Raw genomic sequence first — 18,327 nt, forward strand, 5'->3', positions numbered from 1 at the left:
GGTGGGGTGGTGGGTGGCGCGCCCGGTCGTGCGGGGGGTCGGCCCCGTGCATCGGGGCCGGTTCTTGTCACGGGGGCGGGGGGGGGCGGGGCCGCCCCGCCCCCGACCGGGGGCGGAAGCTAGGGAGCGACGCGCCCGTTCGCGTTGAACGCCGCGTGGGTGAGCGGCATCAGACGGGCCCACCGCGCCTCCATGAGCTCGCCCACCATCTCGATCTCCCGCTGCGGGAAGGACGGCACGCTCGCCTCCTCGTGCTGCGTGCGCAGGCCGAGGAAGTGCATCAGGGAGCGGGCGTTGCACGTCGCGTACATCGAGGAGTAGAGGCCGACCGGCAGCACGGCACGGGCCACCTCGCGGGCGACGCCGGCGTTCAGCATCTCCTGGTAGGCCTCGTACGCGTGGGTGTACGCGTCCGTCATGACCTTGCCGGTCAGCTCGTGCTGCGCCTGGGTGCCCTCGACGAACCGGTACTTGCCGGGGCGGCCCTCCTGCACGAGCTTGCGCGACTCGTCCGGGACGTAGAAGACGGGCTGGAGCTCCCGGTAGCGGCCGGACTCCTCGTTGTAGGACCAGCCGACGCGGTGTCGCATGAACTCGCGGAAGACGAGGATCGGGGCGCTAATGAAGAAGGTCATCGAGTTGTGCTCGAAGGGGCTGCCGTGCCGGTCCCGCATCAGGTAGTTGATCAGCCCCCGGGAACGCTCGGGGTCCTTGGTCAGCTCCTCCAGGGACTGCTCGCCCGCCGTGGAGACCCGGGCGGCCCACAGCACGTCGGAGTCGGCGGCGCTGTGCTTGACCAGCTCGACGGTCATGTCACTGCGGAAGCTCGCCGGGGCGCTCTCGGCGGCGGTGTCGGTCACGGAGGGTCCTTCCAGTCTCATCGCTCGGGGCGGCGCCCAGCTTACGGGCCGCGTCGGGGCACGCTCGCCGCATACGCCCCGTGCGGGGCCTGTCAGACAAAACGGACCCCGATGGTCGAGTCCGGCGGCGCGGTTGGTATTTTTAACCTAAGCAGTCGAAAACGGGCACGTACGGAGCGACTCCGACGTTCTCCGTACACCGGGCCGTCTCGGCTCCGGTGCCGCACTGTCCCCCCACCGTTCCAGCCGGCCCCCGCCTGCACCGCACGCGGCCCGAGACCCGAGGAGAGCGCATCCATGTTCCGACGGCGAGAGTCCGTGCCGTTCGCCTTCGTGGCGGAGGCCGAGAGCTTCCGTAGCAACGTGACGCCCCCGCCCAGGGAGCCGTCCACCCGGGGACAGATAGCCGGCCGGGCACTGATCGGGCTCACCATCACGGCGGGGTTCGTCGGCGCGCTGCTGTTCGGGATGGCGTCGCTGGACACGCAGTCGCACTCGACCCATCAGGTGCCACGCTCCGAGGCGGCTGACGGCCGCTAACGGTAGCCTCACCCCGCACAGCCGAATGTGCTGGTGAGTGAGGACGGGCCCGTGCCTTTGAGCATTCTGACCGCCGACCGCGAGTTCGACGAGGCCGCGGCCGGGCCGCTGGCGTTGCCACACGAGGGGCGCGAACAGTGGCGTCGTCCCTACCGACCGGGCCCCTGGCGCGTCGGCCTGGCCGCCGTGCTCCTGCTGTTGGCCTCGTTCGTCCTGCTGTCGGCCATGGTGATCGCCGTGGCGGGCTCGGTCACGGGCGCCGCGACCTGCGTGGGCATCGCCGCGATCGTGATCGCTGGCGCGGTGCGGCTGTTGCGGGTGGGGGTGTGGGTGAGCCAGCACGGGCTGCGCCACGTGAGCTTCCTGAGAACCACGACGCTGCGCTGGTCGCAGGTGGCCAGTGTGCGCACCCGACAGCAGCCGGTGAAGCTCCTCGGCCTGCCGCGCACCGTGCAGGGCCAGGCGCTGGTGATCAGCACGGAGCGCGGGAGCACGCTGCGCGCCCTGGTCACCGACCACAACAGCGACTTCCTCGGCCGTCGCCCCGCCTTCGACCGGGCGGCCGACGCGGTCGAGGCCTGGGCGGCCGAGCACGCGTGAGGGCGGGCGCGACGGTGGCCGGGCGCGGGCGGAGCCTCGCGTCGCCCCGTCCCCCGTGCCGTGCGGTGGTGCGGCGCGGCTCCGCGCCCTCTTCACGCTCCGTTGCCCCACGCTTCGGCGCCCCGGCCGGCCGCGCGCCGGTCCCGGTCGGCTCCGCGCCCCGTCGGCGCCCCGCGCCGTGGGGCTCCCACGCGTCCCGTACCGGGCTGAGGCGCCCGGCCCCGTGCCCGCACCCGTCGGAAGTCCGCGTCCCGGTCGTCGGTGGTGAGCTCCGACGACCGGGGCGGGGTTGTCGGGGCCGTCAGCCGCGTACCGGCTGGCCGTCGTGCAGGTTGATGGCGCGCTGCATCGCCTTGCGGGCTCGCGGGGTGTCCCGGGCGTCGTGGTAGGCGACCGCCAGTCGGAACCAGACGCGCCAGTCGTCCGGGGCGGCCTCCGCCTCCGTACGACGCCGCTCGAAGATCGCGTCCGCCGAGTCCCGGTCGATCCGACCGCTGGGCGTCCGCACCAGTTCGTCGACCGGCAGCGCCCCCTCCGCCTCCAGCGTCCTGGCCAGCCGGCCGGCGGCGCGGGCGAACTTCGTGCTCTGCCACAGGAACCAGGCGCCGATGAACGGCAGCACGAGCACGCCCACGCCGAACGCGACGGTCAGCGCCGTGCCCTGCTGGATCAACAGCACGCCACGGCTGCCGACGAGGACGAAGTAGACGACCAGGACCGCCGCGAGGCCGAAGTAGGTGATCTTTGCGCGCACGTTCTCAGTCCAGATCCAGGAAGTGTTCCAGCCCGAAGGTCAGGCCCGGAGTCGTCACCACACGGCGCACGCCCAGCAGGATGCCCGGCATGAAGGAGCTGTGGTGCAGGGAGTCGTGCCGGATGGTCAACGTCTCCCCCGCGCCGCCCAGCAGGACCTCCTGGTGGGCGAGCAGTCCCCGCAACCGTACGGAGTGCACCGGCACGCCGTCCACGTCGGCCCCGCGCGCCCCGTCCAACGCGGTGCTGGTCGCGTCGGGCTGCGGGCCGCTGCCCGCCCGCTGCCGGGCCGCCGCGATGAGCTGCGCGGTGCGGGTGGCGGTGCCGGACGGGGCGTCGGCCTTGTTCGGATGGTGCAGCTCGATGACCTCGACCGACTCGAAGAAGCGGGCCGCCTGCTGGGCGAAGCGCATCGTGAGCACGGCGCCGATGGAGAAGTTCGGCGCGATGAGCACCCCGGTCTCGGGCGACGCGGTGAGCCACGTGTCGAGCCGGGCCAGGCGCTCGTCGGTCCAGCCGGTGGTGCCGACGACGCCGTGGACGCCGTTGCGTACGCAGAACTCCAGGTTCTCCAGGACGGCGTCCGGGTGGGTCAGCTCGACCGCGACCTGGGCGCCGGCCTCGGTCAGCGTCTCCAACCGGTCGCCCCGTCGCAGGGTGGCCACGAGTTCCAGGTCGTCGGCCGCCTGCACCGCTCGTACGGCCTCGGAGCCGATGCGGCCCCCGGCTCCGATCACGGCTACGCGCAGCTTGCTCATCGTCTCTGGCTTTCCTTCGCTCGCACGGGTGGGGCGGGGCTGGCTGGGGTGGTGAGGGCGGGCGCCCGCGCGGGGCGCCACGGACGGGGCACGCCGCGCGGGTGGCGGCGGCCGGGCGCCCTCGCCCGGGGCATCGTCGCACGGAGCACGGGGCGAGAGCTCCGCCGGGACGGGGGTGCGGGGCCACGGGGCGACGGCCTCGTCGGTACGGAGCGCGGGGCTCCGTCGGCGCGGGGGGCGACCGGCCCGGCCCCGCGCGTGAGGCACGGGGCCGCGCGCACGGGCTACGGGGCCACGGGGCGCGGCCCCGTACGGCTCGGCCAAGGTGGCTCGGGCCGTACGGGGGCACGCGTCAGGCGACGGCCTCGTCCAGCCGGCTGGCCTGCTTGTCCTTCAGCGGGCCGATCACCGACAGCGAGGGGCGCTGGCCCAGCACCGTGCGGGCGATCTCCCGCACGTCGTCGGGCGTGACGGCGGCGATCTGCTGGAGCATCTCGTCGACGGACATCTGGTCACCCCAGCACAGCTCGCTCTTGCCGATGCGGTTCATCAGCGCGCCGGTGTCCTCCAGACCCAGCACCGTGGAGCCGGAGAGCTGGCCGATGGCCCGCCGCAGCTCCTCGTCGCTCAGGCCCTTCTCGGCGACCTGGTCGAGTTCGTCGCGACAGATCCGCAGCACGTCGTGCACCTGGCTCGGGCGGCAGCCGGCGTACACCCCGAACAGCCCGCAGTCGGCGAAGCCGGAGGTGTAGGAGTACACGCTGTACGCCAGTCCGCGCTTCTCCCGCACCTCCTGGAACAGGCGCGAGCTCATGCCGCCACCGAGCGCCGTGTTCAGCACGCCGAGCGCCCAGCGGCGGTCGTCGGTGCGGGCGATGCCGGGCATGCCGAGCACGATGTGCGCCTGCTCCGTCTTGCGGGCCACCAGGTCCACGCGGCCGACGGTGCGGATCGACCGGGTGCCGCCGCGCGGCGCCACCGGTGTCACGTCCTCCCGCTCCAGCGCCCCGGCCCGGTCGAAGGCCGCCCGGACCTGGCGTACGACGCGGGCGTGGTCGACGTTGCCAGCGGCGGCGACGACCAGGTGGGTGGGGTCGTAGTGCTTGCGGTAGAAGCGTCGGACGCGGTCGGCCGTCAGCGCGTTGACCGTGTCCACGGTGCCCAGGACGGGGCGCCCCAGCGGGGTGTCACCGAACATGGTCTGCGCGAACAGGTCGTGTACGCAGTCGCCCGGGTCGTCCTCGGTCATCGCGATCTCCTCGAGGATGACGCCGCGCTCGGCGTCCACGTCCCCGGGTTCGATCAGCGAGCTGGTCAGCATGTCGCACACGACGTCGATGGCCAGCGGCAGGTCCGAGTCGAGCACCCGCGCGTAGTAGCACGTGTACTCCTTGGCCGTGAACGCGTTCATCTCGCCGCCGACCGCGTCGATGGCGGCCGAGATGTCGAGCGCGCTGCGCCGCTGGGTGCCCTTGAAGAGCAGGTGCTCCAGGTAGTGCGTGGCGCCGCCGAGCGCCGGCGTCTCGTCCCGGGAGCCGACGTGTGCCCAGATGCCGAAGGTGGCGGACCGGACGGAGGGCAGGGTCTCGGTGACCACGCGCAGCCCCCCGGGGAGGGTCGTGCGGCGCACCGTACCGATGCCGTTCTCGCCCTTGAGGAGCGTCTTGGTGGTGGACCGGGTACGGGCGACGGCCCGCCCCTCGATGGAGGGGCGGGCCGTCGCGCGGTGCGATCCGCCCGAAGGGGAAAGCTGCATCACTGGGCGGCTTCGTCCTTCTGGTCGTCGCCGTCCTCGCCCTCGATCACGGGGATCAGGGAGAGCTTGCCGCGCTGGTCGATCTCGGCGATCTCGACCTGGACCTTCGCGCCGACCGCGAGCACGTCCTCGACGTTCTCCACGCGCTTGCCACCGGCGAGCTTGCGGATCTGCGAGATGTGCAGCAGGCCGTCCTTGCCCGGGAGCAGGGAGACGAACGCGCCGAAGGTGGTGGTCTTGACGACCGTGCCCAGGTAGCGCTCGCCGACCTCCGGCATGGTCGGGTTGGCGATGCCGTTGATCGTGGCGCGGGCGGCCTCGGCGGCCGGACCGTCGGCGGCACCGATGTAGATGGTGCCGTCGTCCTCGATCGTGATGTCGGCGCCGGTGTCCTCCTGGATCTGGTTGATCATCTTGCCCTTGGGGCCGATGACCTCACCGATCTTGTCCACCGGGATCTTGACGGTGATGATCCGCGGCGCGTTCGGGGACATCTCGTCCGGAACGTCGATGGCCTCGTTCATCACGTCGAGGATGTGCAGCCGGGCGTCCCGGGCCTGCTTGAGCGCGGCGGCCAGCACCGAGGCGGGAATGCCGTCGAGCTTGGTGTCGAGCTGGAGCGCGGTGACGAAGGTCTTGGTGCCCGCGACCTTGAAGTCCATGTCACCGAACGCGTCCTCCGCACCGAGGATGTCGGTGAGGGTGACGTAGTGCGTCTTGCCGTCGATCTCCTGCGAGATCAGGCCCATGGCGATGCCGGCGACGGGGGCCTTGAGCGGCACACCGGCGTTGAGCATCGACATCGTGGACGCGCAGACCGAACCCATCGAGGTCGAGCCGTTGGAGCCCAGCGCCTCGGAGACCTGACGGATCGCGTACGGGAACTCCTCGCGCGTGGGCAGCACCGGCGTCAGGGCGCGCTCGGCGAGCGCGCCGTGGCCGATCTCGCGGCGCTTGGGCGAACCCACGCGGCCGGTCTCACCGGTGGAGTACGGCGGGAAGTTGTAGTTGTGCATGTAGCGCTTGCGCGTGACCGGCGAGAGCGTGTCGAGCTGCTGCTCCATGCGGAGCATGTTCAGCGTGGTGACACCCAGGATCTGGGTCTCGCCGCGCTCGAACAGCGCCGAGCCGTGCACCCGCGGGATCGCCTCGACCTCGGCGGCCAGCGTACGGATGTCCGTGACGCCACGGCCGTCGATGCGCTTCTTCTCCTTGATGACGCGCTCCCGGACCAGGGTCTTGGTCAGCGAGCGGTACGCGGCGGAGATCTCCTTCTCGCGGCCCTCGAACTGCGGCAGCAGCTTCTCGGCGGCGACGGCCTTGACGCGGTCGAGCTCGCTCTCGCGCTCCTGCTTGCCGGCGATGGTCAGCGCCTGGGCCAGCTCGGTGCGCACGGCCGTGGACAGCGCCTCCAGGACGTCGTCCTGGTAGTCGAGGAAGACCGGGAACTCGCCGGTCGGCTTCGCGGCCTTGGCGGCCAGGTCGGACTGCGCCTGGCACAGCGCCTTGATGAACGGCTTGGCGGCCTCGAGACCGGCGGCCACGACCTCCTCGGTGGGGGCCTCGGCGCCGTCCTTGACGAGCTGGATGGTCTTCTCGGTGGCCTCGGCCTCGACCATCATGATCGCGACGTCGCCGTCGTCCAGGACGCGACCGGCCACGACCATGTCGAAGACGGCGTTCTCCAGCTCGGTGTGGGTCGGGAAGCCGACCCACTGGCCGTTGATCAGCGCGACCCGCGTGCCGCCGATCGGGCCGGAGAAGGGCAGGCCCGCGAGCTGCGTGGAGCAGGAGGCGGCGTTGATGGCGACCACGTCGTAGAGGTGGTCGGGGTTGAGCGCCATGATCGTCTCGACGATCTGGATCTCGTTGCGCAGGCCCTTCTTGAAGGAGGGGCGCAGCGGGCGGTCGATCAGGCGGCAGGTGAGGATCGCGTCCTCGGAGGGCCGGCCCTCGCGACGGAAGAAGGAGCCGGGAATCTTGCCGGCCGCGTACATCCGCTCCTCGACGTCCACCGTCAGGGGGAAGAAGTCGAGCTGGTCCTTCGGGTTCTTCGAGGCCGTGGTGGCCGACAGCACCATGGTGTCGTCGTCCAGGTAGGCCACGGCGGAGCCGGCGGCCTGACGGGCCAGGCGGCCCGTCTCGAAGCGGATGGTACGGGTGCCGAAGCTGCCGTTGTCGATGACGGCCTCGGCGTAGTGGGTCTCGTTCTCCACCAGGAAAATCTCCTCGTCTGCGTCCCTCGTCCGTGTGACGGGGGACGGTGGTGGAGGAGCGCTCGGTGCCGCTGGGTCCGGCGGCCGGGCCGGTCTTCGATCGAAGCCACCGGAGTTGCCAGCTCCGGGAGCCACTACCGAGGACCGGCGCCTGCGGCCTCGATTCGGCGGGAAGAGGGCGCTCCCCCTCGTTCGTTATGGCGTTGTGGGACCAGACTACAAACCTTCGGCCGCCGCCACGACGGCGAAGACGTCTGTCCGGAGTGCCGCCAGAGTGCGGCACGGGTCCCGCGCGGACCGCGGGTGCGGCGCCCTTTCGGTCGGGCGCCGGGTACGTCCGCGGACGCTTCGTACACCGCCCTCCCGGGGTGGGTGACGTCCGTGCCGGCCGGGCCGTGAACCGTGTGGCGGACGGTGCGGTCGCGGCGTGCGGGACGGTCACCCGATCGGGGCGACGAGCAGTGGTGCGGCTCACACGGCGAGAGGCATCTCACGCGAGAACGCGATCGGGCCGGCCGGTGGTCTGTGGGGCCCGCGCGCCGCACGGGCGCGGGCCGTTCGTCGTACGGGGTCCCGCGCTTCCCGCGCACCGTGCCGCTGAGCGGCGCGGGCGGCGGGCCGGGGCCTGGGCCCGTACGGCAAAGGAGCGGCTCCCCGGTGTGGGAACCGCCCCTCCACGGCGTGTTACTTGGCGCCCGCCGCACCACGGCGGATGCCGAGGCGCTCGACGAGCGCACGGAAGCGGGTGATGTCCTTCTTGGCCAGGTACTGCAGCAGGCGGCGACGCTGGCCGACCAGGAGCAGCAGGCCACGACGGGAGTGGTGGTCGTGCTTGTGCGTCTTGAGGTGCTCGGTCAGGTCCGAGATGCGACGCGAGAGCATGGCCACCTGCACCTCGGGGGAGCCGGTGTCACCCTCCTTGGTGGCGAACTCGGACATGATCTGCTTCTTCGTTGCGGCGTCGAGCGGCACGCGTACTCCTTCAGGAAATCTCAATTTGGCCACCGAGTGCCCCCGGTCTCATTCGCGGGAGAGCTTCCGTGACTCGGAAGGCGGGGTCCGCTGGGCGCAGTATCCAGATGCTCCGGAAACGCGTACACACACGGCCGTCACACAGCGTACCAGCCACCCGCGACGGGGCTGACCACGGGCTCGCCGGGGCGGCTCGACGTCGCCGTAGGGGCGGGCGGGGGCCGGGCGCGGGCCCGCGCGGCTGGTGTCGACCGTACGCGGGTGGTGTCGACCGTACGGAGCGAAGAGGCCGGCTCCACGGGGCGCGCGAGGGTGGACGGGGCACGGGGCGGAGACACGGGGCACGGGGCGGACGGGGCCGGGGCACGCGGCGGAGCCACTCCCAGCGGGGCCAGTGGGAGGGGGCGGGGGCGCCCCGTCCGGTCACCGCCCCGCCCCCGGGTGGCCCGCCCCGGCGGGGGCCACGCGCGCGGTGGCTATCCGCTGGTCATGCCACGGGCCTCCGCGTAGACGTCGAGGACGGCCAGACACAGCGGCACCAGCGAGAGCAGGAGGGCCCCCTCCGCCAGGTCCGAGACGCGGCCCCAGAAGGGGGTCAGCCCCTTCTTCGGGATGATCAGTCCGAGCGCCACCACCAGTGCCGCCCCGGCGGCGATGGCGCCCGCGAGCCAGACGGTGCGCACGTCCATGCCGCCCCGGTCGCCGCCCAGCAGCTCCTGGCGGAGGTGGTCGGGGGCGTGCAGCGCGAGGCCCACCACCAGCAGCCCGACGGCGGCGATCCCGGCGACCAGGACGCAGGCGACCTGCGAGGTGTACCGGAAGAGCCGGGCCCGCAGCAGCATGGCCAGGCCGGCGGCCAGGGCGAGCACCTGGCCCCACACCGAGTCGGAGAAGCCCAGCACCGCCGCCGCGCCGATGACGACCACACTGCAACCGCCGACCAGGCCGAGCAGCATCTCGTGCCCGCGCCGCGCCTGGGCGGCGACGCGCTCGGCGTCGACCGGGTCGGGTGACGGCGGGGCGTCGGGGTCCGCGTCGAAGTCGACGCTGGTGGCGCTGTACGGCGACGCGTAGCCGATCGGCAGGCGCGCGAAGCGCGTGGAGAGCCCCGGCAGGAACGCCAGCGTGCCGATAGCGACCGGCGCGCAGACCGCGGCGGCGTCGGTGGCGGTCGCGTCGGCCAGGATGGCGCAGAACGTGGCCAGCGTGCCGACGGTCGCGGCGAAGGCCGTGGCGACGAACGGCGCGTCGCCGTCGGGCGTGAGCGTCACCAGCACGACGGAGGCCACCAGCGCGCAGACGCAGCCCAGGAGGAACTGCAGCCGCCCCGGGCCCTCGCCGCCGTCCGCCGCGATGATCCCGGTACCCGCGACCAGCAGGTGCGGCATGGCGCCCAGGCCCAGCGCGACGGCGGAGGCCCGGTCGTCGTACACCCGGGCCCGCACCCCTGCCAGCGCCGTCAGCAGCACCCCGGTGACACCGGCGACGACGCCGGGCACACCGTGCGTGGAATGGCGCTCGGGATCCGCGTACCAGAGCACGAGGCTCATCAGCACGAGCAGCAGTACGCCGCCGACCAGACCGGCGCCGCGCAGCATGTCCTCGCGCCACAGGTGCCGGTCGCGCGTGACGGCGCTCGCCACGGCGTCCGACACGTCGTCGAAGACGGTGGGCGGCAGCGAGTCGGCGAAGGGACGCAGACTGAGCAGTTCGCCGTCCAGGACGCGCTGCGCCGCGAGCGTGCGGGCGCTGTCGAGGACGGTGCCGTCACGGCGCAGCAGGTGATAGCCCGTGGGGCTGCCCGGGGGCTGCGTCTGGCCGGTCAGTCGCAGGATCTCGGGATAGACGTCGGCGACCGCGATGTCGTCGGGCAGGGCGACGTCGACGCGACTGTCGGGAGCAACGACGGTGACGCGACAAAAGCCGGTCGTTGCGGTCGAACTCACCAGGAGGCCCCTCTGTTTGACGTCCGTTGGACACGTGCGCGCCGGGTCACCCTACCCACCTTGATGTCAGAGCGTGTCGGTAGGATCACGCAGACGAGGTGAGGGGTCGGCGCCAAGGATGCTTCTGTCCTGATTTTCCCGAAGTCGCCGACGTATGACGGGGGTTGGTGCACCGGTGAGTCAGATCGTCGTCAAGCGTCCGTCGCGGGCGCTGCCTTCCGAGGTGCCGTCGGACGAGGTGCGGCTCGAACCGCCGCCCGAGCTGCCGCGCGGGCAGCAGGAGGGCGTGCTGATGCAGCTCCTGCCGATGCTCGGCATGGGGTCGTCGGTGGTGTTCTTCTTCATGCCGGGCGCGCCGCCGTTCATGCGGATCATGGGTTCGCTGATGCTGGTCTCCACGGTGGGCATGGTGATCGCGCAGATCGTGCGCTACCGCAGGGGGACGCAGGGCCAGCTGGCGGACGTGCGGCGGGACTACCTGAAGTACCTCGCGCAGACCCGCCGCCAGATCCGGCGCACGGCGCGGGCCCAGCGCGACGCCCAGTTCTACCTGCACCCCGCGCCCGACCAGTTGTGGGCCCTGGTCTCGGAGCGGGGCACGCGCCCGTCGGGCGAGGTGGCGAGTCGGGTCTGGGAGCGGCGGATCAGCGATCCGGACTTCGGGCAGGTGCGGGTCGGGCTGGGTGCGCAGCAGCTGGCCACGCCGCTGGTGACACCCGACACGGCGCCCGTCGACGAGCTGGAGCCGCTGTCGGCCGGCGCCATGCAGCGGTTCGTGGCCGTGCACGGGGCGTTGGACGGGCTGCCGATGGCCATCTCGCTGCGCCGCTTCTACCACCTGACCGTTTCGGGCGAGCCGCGCGCGGCGCACGGCCTGGCGCGGGCGCTGGTGGCGCAGTTGGTGGCGCTGCACTCGCCGGAGGACCTGCTGGTCGCGGTGGTGGCGGCGCCGGGCGCGGTGCCGCGCTGGGACTGGGCGAAGTGGCTGCCGCACGCGCAGGCGCCCGGCACGGTGGACGGCGCGGGCACCAGGCGCCTGTTCGGTGACGATCTCGGCGAGTTGGAGGAGCTGCTCGCCGAGCGGCTGGAGGGGCGCCCCCGGTTCCACCGCGAGGGCCAGCCGCTGTTGGACCAGCCGCACCTGGTGATCGTCCTGGACGGCGGGATGGTGCCGCCGGACTCGGTGTTCGCGGCGCCCGAGGGTCTGCAGGGCGTCACCGTCGTCGAGGTGGTCTCGGGCGAGCTGGAGGAGCCGCGCGGCGGCCTGTCCGTGGAGGTGTGGCCGGGCCGGCTGCGCCTGGACTCCGGGGTCGGCGTGCGGTACGAGGGCACGCCGGACACGCTGTCGCCCCAGGCGGCGGAGGCCCTGGCACGCCAGCTCGCGCCGCTGCGGATGGGCGGCGGTGACGATGACGAGCCGCTGCTGGCCAACCTGGACTTCACGGACCTGCTGGGGCTCGGCGACGCGGCGGCGGTGGACGTCTCCCGCACCTGGCGCCCGCGTACGCAGGCGGAGCGGCTGCGGGTGCCGATCGGCGTGGGCGAGGACGGCCAGCCGGTGATGCTGGACCTGAAGGAGGCCGCGCAGGAGGGGATGGGGCCGCACGGGCTGTGTGTCGGGGCGACCGGTTCGGGCAAGTCGGAGCTGTTGCGCACGCTGGTGCTGGGGCTGGCGGTGACGCACTCGTCCGAGACGCTGAACTTCGTCCTGGCCGACTTCAAGGGCGGCGCCACCTTCACCGGCATGTCCCGCATGCCACACGTCTCGGCGGTGATCACCAATCTGGCGGACGACCTCACCCTGGTCGACCGGATGGGGGACTCGATCCGTGGCGAGCTGCAGCGACGCCAGGAGCTGCTCCGCTCCGCGGGCAACTTCGCCAACCTCCACGACTACGAGAAGGCGCGCGCGGCCGGTGCCGCGCTGGAGCCGCTGGCCTCGCTGGTCCTGGTCATCGACGAGTTCAGCGAACTCCTGTCCGCCAAGCCCGACTTCATCGACATGTTCATCCAGATCGGCCGCATCGGCCGGTCCCTGGGCGTGCACCTGCTGCTGGCCTCGCAGCGCCTGGAGGAGGGCCGGCTGCGCGGTCTGGACACCTACCTGTCGTACCGGATCGGGTTGCGCACGTTCTCGGCCGCCGAGTCACGCACGGCGCTGGGGGTGCCCGACGCGTACCACCTGCCGTCCGTCCCCGGCTCCGGCTACCTGAAGTTCGGCACGGAGCAGATGACGCGCTTCAAGGCGGCGTACGTCTCCGGCGCGTACCGCACCGGCGTGACGGCCTCCCCGGACGGCCCGCTGCCCGTCGAGCGGCGCCCCGCGCTGTTCACGGCGACGCCCGTGCCGATCGCGTACGGCGCCCCGTCCCCCCAGACGCCGCCGGCGGCACCCCGCACGGGTGATGACCCGCTCGTCGACACGGTGCTGGACGTCGTCGCACGGCGCCTGGAGGGCCAGGGGCAGCCGGCCCACCAGGTGTGGCTGCCGCCGTTGGACGACGCGCCGTCCCTGGACCAGGTGCTGCCGCCGCTCGGCACCTCCCCCGAGCGCGGGCTGCACGCGGCCGACTATCCGCGCCTCGGCGCCCTCGTCGTCCCGCTCGGCCTCATCGACAAGCCCTTCGAGCAGCGCCGCGAGGTTCTCTACCGCGACTTCTCCGGCGCCGCGGGACACATGCTGGTGGTCGGCGGCCCGCAGTCGGGCAAGTCCACGCTGCTGCGCACGCTGGTCGCCGCGTTCGCGCTCACCCACACGCCGTGGGAGGCGCAGTTCTACGGGCTCGACTTCGGTGGCGGCGGCATGGCGGCGCTCGCGGACCTGCCGCACGTGGGTGGTATCGCCTCGCGCCTGGACCCGGAGCGGGTGCGGCGTACGGTCGCCGAGGTCGCCGGCGTGCTCGCGCGCCGCGAGGAGTACTTCCGTGCCCACGGCATCGACGGCATCGCCTCCTACCGGCGCCAGCGTGCCACGGGGCACCTTCCGGACCAGCCGTGGGGCGACGTGTTCCTGCTGATCGACGGCTGGGGGTCGTTCAAGCAGGAGTACGAGATGCTCGAGGGCATCGTCACGGACATCGCGGCCCGCGGGTTGGGGTACGGCGTGCACGTCGTGATTACCGCGTCGCGGTACATGGAACTGCGGGCCAACCTCAAGGACCAGCTCCTGGGCCGTCTGGAACTGCGCCTCGGGGACTCCCTGGACTCCGAGTTCGACCGCAAGGTCGCGGCCAACGTGCCGGCCGGCGTCCCCGGCCGTGGCCAGGTGCCGGAGAAACTGCACTTCATGGCGGCGCAGCCGCGTGTGGACGCGGCCAGCGACCCGGACGGCCTCTCGGACGCCACCGCGGCCCTGGTCCGCGCGGCCACCACACACTGGTCGGGCGCGCACGCCCCCGCGGTCCGCCTCCTCCCCCGCCGGCTCCCGTCCGACCGCCTGCCCAAGGGTTTCGAGTTCCCCCAGCGCGGCATCGCCATCGGCATCGACGAGACCAACCTGGAGCCGGTGTACGTCGACTTCGAGACCGACCCGTTCTTCCTCGTCTTCGGCGAGAGCGAGTCGGGCAAGACGGCGCTGTTGCGCCTGATGGCGAAGCAGATCGCGGAGCGGTACGGACCGGACGAGGCGAAGATCGTCGTGGGCGACTACCGGCGCTCGCTCCTGGAGGCCATCCCCACCGACCACCTGCTGGAGTACGCGCCGATCGCGTCCGCGCTACAGACCCACATGGACGCCGTCAACACGGTGATGGAGCGGCGCGCGCCCACGCCCGACGTCACTCCGCGACAGCTGCGGGAGCGCAGTTGGTGGTCGGGCCCGCGGCTCTTCGTCCTCGTCGACGACTACGAGCTGGTCTCGACCAGCAGCGGGAACCCCCTGGCCGTGCTCACCGAGAACCTGCCCTTCGCCCGTGACGTCGGCATCCGCTTCGTCATCGCCCGCAACTCGGCGGGCGCCTCCCGCTCGTCGTTCGAGCCCTTCATGCAGCGGATCAAGGAGCTCGGGGCGCAGGGCGTCGTCCTGTCGGGTGACCGGGGCGAGGGCGAGGTCCTGGGGAACGTACGCCCCCGGGCGCTGCCTCCGGGGCGGGGCGTGTTCGTCTCCCGCCGCCGTGGGACGCCCCTGGTGCAGCTGGGCTGGCTGCCGGAGACGTGACGGGGCCCCCGCGGCGCGTGCCGGCGGCGCACGGGCCGCCCCGGGGTGTGAAAGGCCCCGGGACAGGGCGTGTACGGGGGCCAGACCAGGTGGTCCGGGGCGAACGGGCTTCAGGTGACGGCCCCTTGGGGGCGGGGCGGGCGGGGTCGCCGGCGGCGGGGGCACGACCGGCGGTGTCGCGTCGTCCTGGGGAAGTGGCGGACGCGCTGGGGTCGCCTTCCCGCGCGCGGCGCGTGCGCGACCCCACGTACGACGGTGCGGGGCGGATCAGTCGACTGATCCGCCCCGCGCCGTTTCTGTGTCACCAGGGACCACTACGTGTCTCGGCCCAGCGGTTCGTGAACCGCTGGGCCGAGACGTGTGGTGCGCGGGACTCACATACGGAACTGGGCCGCGGCTGCCTTGTCCGTGGCGCGGTACCCGTCCGTCGCGTCGTCCAGGGCTCGCGCGATCTGGTGCAGCGTGCTGGTGAGCTCGTTGACCGAGGTGTTCCAGTGCGTCTGGGTCTCGTGGAAGGCGGTCCGCGCGTCACCCTCCCATGTGGAGACCACCCGCTCCACACGCCGGTGCAACTCGTCAAGCTCGGTCTTCAGCGTGTTCGCGGTCGTACGGACGTCGTTGGCGGCCGTGGTGACGGTTTCGTACGTGACGAGAAGCGACATCGTCTCTCCTTCAGATCAGTTCAGCGGGGCTTCTGTTCCGTCAGGCCATGTCGAGAATGCGACTCTGGCCGCCGCCCTCGCCGCCCTGCATGTTCTTGAACTTCTGCAGTTGGTCCAGCTCCTGCTGCGAGAATCCGTCGCGGCTCATCTTCATCGCCTGCTCGATGAGCACCAGCAGTTCCCGAATCTTCCGGGCGTGCAGGTTGACCCCACTCTGAAGCTGGTTGTACGCCCCCGCGGCCGAGCCCTTCCATCCGGTCTCGATCCGGTCCACCACGCTGTTCAGCGAACGGATCTTGTTCTCCAGCGAACCTTCCATCAGATCCAGGTCATTGATCAGCTGCGTGAGTTCGGCCTCGGTTACTTTGAGGTTTCCGGCCATTACGTGCTTCCCTCCGTTGGTCGTGCTCTCGCTGATGGTCGTGGTCGGTCACTACACGCTCGACTGCGGATGGCGACGCCGCGCGAAGAGAACCGCTCCCCCGAGGGTCACGGCGCCGGCGACCACACCGAGCGCCGGCCACAGCAGGCTGGAGTCCCCGTCCCCCCGTCCTCGGGCCGCGACTCCTTCGGCGGCACGCCGAGCGTCTTCGGAATCCGCCCCGGCCGCGCCGTCCGGTGATCCGGAAGGCGTGGTGGCCGGCTGGCGCGTCGACTCCGCCTGTCCCTTCCCGCTCTCCCGGGACTTCTCGTGAGGCAGCAACGGGTTGACGTCCGGATCACCCGGATCACCCTTGCCGTCAATCAACACCTGCCCCGGACGAATGATCCCGTACCCGATGTACTTACTGGGCACCTTGCCTTCCGGCTTGCTCGCGGTCTGCATCATCACCCGCAGCACCTGGTTGTTCGTCCAGGTGGGGTGCTTGGACCAGATGAGAGCGGCAGAGGCGGAAGCGAGTGCGGTGGCGGGGCTGGTGCCCCCTTGCCTGCAGAGCCCTTGACCGTTCTTGCATCTCCCTGGGATATCTACGCCAGGGGCCGCCAGCTTTACCTGAGGGCCGTAGGTAGAGAACTTAGCTACCTTGCCAGATCGATCAACTGCCCCCACGCCGATCGCCCCCGGAAAGGTCGACGGATAACCAGGAGCATTGCTCGTGTCACCATCGTTTCCCGATCCCGCAAAGACCAAGAGGCCCTTCTCTCTGGCATAGGCAACAGCACTTTTGAGTTGCCTCAGCGGCCCGTTGAGCTCATCTCTCGGGCCTGGCACGAATGGCCTCACTGTCTGCGAGAAGTTAATGATCCGCGCACCGTGGTCCGCAGCATATCTAATGGCCTGCGCCCAGATTTCGGACGAGCCACCGACCGTTGCCTCGCCATGCCCCGTCTGCAGAGACATGATCCTGCTCCCCGGAGCAAGCCCCTGCACGCCTCCCGAACCTCCCACTCCAGCGATTAACGATGCCATTTCTGTTCCATGGCTACGCCCCTCACCACCTCCCGACGGCGGATCGCCAGCGAAGTTCCTCTCGTGCGATACGCGTCCCCGAAGTTCAGGTACCGGGTCGACACCTGAGTCGATGACTGCGACGGTCACCCCCTCTCCGGTGCTCACCGACCACAACCCCTTGGCGTCCATCGCCTTAAGATGCCATTGACGCTCCTGAAATTCATCAGCGGCTGCGGGCGAGGCCACCCATATCGACCCCACACATAAAAGCAGGAGCATGCTACATAAACTCCCGCCCCAGCGGTTCAGCAGATATGGCATGCGAGCTTATTCTCCAGTTAGTTCAGCAGAGTGTTAACTTACTCGAGCACCGGGGGGACCGTATCGCGCCCCAGAGGCCAGTCCTCTGCACTGCCGTTCTGCTCGGATCGAGACACCTGCCGCGCGGGAGTCGCGGTCGCGCCTCGAACCAGGCCGGTACCGCCGGGCGTGAAATCAGTGTTGCGTGGTACGGCCGCACGCCGAGCGGCAGCGGTGCCTCCCGGCTCGTTGGCTAGGCCCTGCCCTCTCCTCCCGTTGCCCGAACTTCTCGCGCCTTCCGCGTGTCCGGCCGGCACACCACCCGCCGCCCCCGAGAGTGGCCCTCTAGCCGCCCCACTTCGCTCCTCACCGGCAACATTCCCTCGCGGGGAGTTGGCTGACGTTGAAGGCGACGAGTGAGGCGAACGCGGTCCGCTGGCGTCATAGGCCCGGTGCGCCGCACCGGAGTTGCCAGCTGCCGGGGGCACCCCACCCGCGGGCGGGAAACTGCCGGACGTCACCCTTCGGGCGAATGGCACAGATTCTTCCCCCACAGTCAGCCCGCGCGGCAGCCGCGGGCCGTACGGCAAGCGAGTCAGGCCTCGAGGGTGGCCGCCCGAGATGCCAGGCGGGTCGGGCACCTGTCGGCGCTGGGCTTGAGTAGTCGGCCACGATTGGCTGCTTGGAATATCGAATGGCGCACGAGCCGAAGGCGTTCGCCCCTCCACAGTGGGGACTGGCCTGAGGAGGCCAGTCGGGGGCACCACGCGGGCAGGCACTGTTGGTACCGATTGCCCCGGGAGCCTCGAAGGCTCGTCAGGTTTCGGCGAGGGCACAGTTGAGTCGCTCGTAAGAGGCGAAGGCCTTCCCGTTCCGTCGAGGCTCATCTCTACGCGTTCGCCCGGTCCCGGCCCAGGCACAGCCCCCTGGAATCCCCGCGACCCTCCGTATTCGCTTGCCCCAGCCGTCGAAAGAGGCTGAGGTTGAACGTCTGCCATCTCGCCCGGAGCCCGCGCGGCGGGAGCGACGTCGGCCTGATATGGCGTCTCGGGGATAACGACTCCGGCACCAAGATCCAACGGCTTGAACTCCGGCTCCCGCTCCGCGCCCAGATCCTCCTTCGCGGCCCTGTAGTAGGAGGACAGCCGCTCCATCTGGTGAATGGCCTGCTGAAGCTTGGTCGTACCGTCGGCGATGACCGCCTTGTCCGCGTCGGGGTCCCCGTGCGCCTTCTCCGTGTCCACGGGCTTGGGCACCGCCGCCTTGGCTTCGGTGAGCGCTTGGCCCGCGTTGACCATGTGGCCGCCGACACCGCTGGTGAACTGCCCTAACCGCGTGACCTCCAGGGCGAAGTGGTGCGCCCACTCGCGGAAGCTGTCCGCGCCTTCGCCGCGCCACTCAACGCGTGTAGCGTG

General features: G+C 71.3%; 13 protein-coding genes. 3 read left to right on the forward strand and 10 right to left on the reverse strand.

The window, feature by feature from the left end:
- Positions 1-119: 119 nt before the first annotated feature.
- Positions 120-860: an FAD-dependent thymidylate synthase gene (gene thyX / locus ACFVFR_RS03610; protein ID WP_383697737.1), complete on the reverse strand. Its 741-nt coding sequence runs from the start codon at positions 858-860 to the stop codon at positions 120-122.
- A 297-nt stretch (positions 861-1,157) separates the two neighbouring features.
- Between thyX and ACFVFR_RS03615 the strand changes: the two genes are divergently transcribed.
- Complete coding sequence (locus ACFVFR_RS03615) at positions 1,158-1,400, forward strand: hypothetical protein (RefSeq protein ID WP_383697738.1); 243 nt, start codon at positions 1,158-1,160, stop codon at positions 1,398-1,400.
- 51 nt (positions 1,401-1,451) lie between these two features.
- Complete coding sequence (locus tag ACFVFR_RS03620; protein WP_383697740.1) at positions 1,452-2,000, forward strand: hypothetical protein; 549 nt, start codon at positions 1,452-1,454, stop codon at positions 1,998-2,000.
- Between the two features lie 301 nt (positions 2,001-2,301).
- Here ACFVFR_RS03620 and ACFVFR_RS03625 read toward each other — a convergent pair whose 3' ends face one another.
- The 6 genes from ACFVFR_RS03625 to eccD form a co-directional block, all read right to left on the reverse strand.
- A complete protein-coding gene (locus tag ACFVFR_RS03625) occupies positions 2,302-2,754 on the reverse strand; it encodes a hypothetical protein (RefSeq protein ID WP_383697742.1) in 453 nt (150 codons plus the stop codon).
- 4 nt (positions 2,755-2,758) lie between these two features.
- Positions 2,759-3,511, reverse strand: coding sequence for a 4-hydroxy-tetrahydrodipicolinate reductase (gene dapB, locus ACFVFR_RS03630; RefSeq protein ID WP_383697744.1), 753 nt, complete (start codon positions 3,509-3,511; stop codon positions 2,759-2,761).
- Positions 3,512-3,863: 352 nt separating this feature from the next.
- Entirely contained in the window at positions 3,864-5,267 is a 1,404-nt protein-coding gene (locus ACFVFR_RS03635; RefSeq protein ID WP_383697746.1) for a M16 family metallopeptidase, read from the reverse strand.
- Entirely contained in the window at positions 5,267-7,483 is a 2,217-nt protein-coding gene (locus ACFVFR_RS03640; protein WP_383697747.1) for a polyribonucleotide nucleotidyltransferase, read from the reverse strand. Before ACFVFR_RS03640 ends, ACFVFR_RS03635 begins: the two co-directional genes overlap by 1 nt.
- A gap of 684 nt (positions 7,484-8,167) precedes the next feature.
- Positions 8,168-8,455 carry a 30S ribosomal protein S15 gene (gene rpsO / locus ACFVFR_RS03645; protein ID WP_383697749.1) on the reverse strand — a complete coding sequence of 96 codons (288 nt, stop codon included), beginning with the start codon at positions 8,453-8,455 and terminating at the stop codon, positions 8,168-8,170.
- 476 nt (positions 8,456-8,931) lie between these two features.
- Positions 8,932-10,401, reverse strand: coding sequence for a type VII secretion integral membrane protein EccD (gene eccD / locus ACFVFR_RS03650; protein WP_383697751.1), 1,470 nt, complete (start codon positions 10,399-10,401; stop codon positions 8,932-8,934).
- Between the two features lie 175 nt (positions 10,402-10,576).
- Between eccD and eccCa the strand changes: the two genes are divergently transcribed.
- Positions 10,577-14,557, forward strand: a complete 3,981-nt coding sequence (gene eccCa, locus ACFVFR_RS03655) for a type VII secretion protein EccCa (RefSeq protein WP_383697753.1) — start codon at positions 10,577-10,579, stop codon at positions 14,555-14,557.
- A 374-nt stretch (positions 14,558-14,931) separates the two neighbouring features.
- Here eccCa and ACFVFR_RS03660 read toward each other — a convergent pair whose 3' ends face one another.
- From ACFVFR_RS03660 to ACFVFR_RS03670, 3 genes are read right to left on the reverse strand one after another with little or no spacing between them, the layout of a single operon-like run.
- Entirely contained in the window at positions 14,932-15,219 is a 288-nt protein-coding gene (locus ACFVFR_RS03660) for a WXG100 family type VII secretion target (RefSeq protein WP_383697754.1), read from the reverse strand.
- Between the two features lie 40 nt (positions 15,220-15,259).
- On the reverse strand, positions 15,260-15,601 hold the full coding sequence (locus tag ACFVFR_RS03665; RefSeq protein ID WP_383697756.1) for a WXG100 family type VII secretion target: 342 nt from the start codon (positions 15,599-15,601) through the stop codon (positions 15,260-15,262).
- Between the two features lie 51 nt (positions 15,602-15,652).
- Entirely contained in the window at positions 15,653-16,933 is a 1,281-nt protein-coding gene (locus ACFVFR_RS03670) for a S8 family serine peptidase (protein WP_383697759.1), read from the reverse strand.
- Positions 16,934-18,327: the final 1,394 nt, after the last annotated feature.

The sequence above is a fragment of the Streptomyces sp. NPDC057702 genome (assembly GCF_042799315.1).
GTDB lineage: Bacteria > Actinomycetota > Actinomycetes > Streptomycetales > Streptomycetaceae > Streptomyces.